The organism is Bradyrhizobium sp. Leo170, from assembly GCF_004296405.1.
Classification (GTDB): domain Bacteria; phylum Pseudomonadota; class Alphaproteobacteria; order Rhizobiales; family Xanthobacteraceae; genus Bradyrhizobium.
Genome location: NZ_PSRR01000842.1, coordinates 1 through 607, shown reverse-complemented (window position 1 = coordinate 607; position 607 = coordinate 1). Strand labels below are relative to the sequence as shown.

Below are 607 nucleotides of genomic sequence, written 5' to 3'. Positions count from 1 at the left end.
TGCAACCGGCACCCGGCTTTCCCTGCGCCCTCTATTCGATGGGAGGGTGGAAAGTGACGCAAACCTCGGGCGCAAAGCGTCGCGAGAACGCGAACTCACATCCCCACGCTGTTTGACATTTGAATCAGAACCCATCCCCGTCATTGCGAGCGTAGCGAAGCAATCCATCGCGCCACTTGCGGAGGCATGAATTGCTTCGCTTCGCTCGCAATGACGAGGAAAGAGTGGTGCGCTAAAATGCGGATCTGTAGGGTGGGCAAAGCGACTACATACACCACTGCTCAAACCAGCACAGGCGGAAGCGTGCCCACCATTCACGATCGCGGACGTGGAGAGATGGTGGGCACGCTACGCTTTTCCCACCCTACAATTGCTACGCAATCACCAGATCGCAATACGCATAACTATCGCGTTGCACCCATTCGCCTGTGGTGACTGCGATCCGGTGCGAGAACATCGGGCCTGCGACCACGCAGGTATGAAACTCGCCGTTCTCGCCGCATGGATCGACGCCATCGGCCGTGGCATCAGTCGAACAGCCCACGCGGCTGGGCCGATTGCGCCGGCCGTGCGCGCCTGCGCTGCTTCTGGGGCGGCGGTGCTGCCG

Annotated in this window: 1 pseudogene; it reads right to left on the bottom strand. The window is 60.5% G+C overall.

Annotated features, from left to right (window positions below):
* Window positions 1-373 precede the first annotated feature (373 nt).
* Window positions 374-607 (bottom strand): annotated as a pseudogene (locus CWO89_RS45025) (hypothetical protein); the annotation flags it as partial.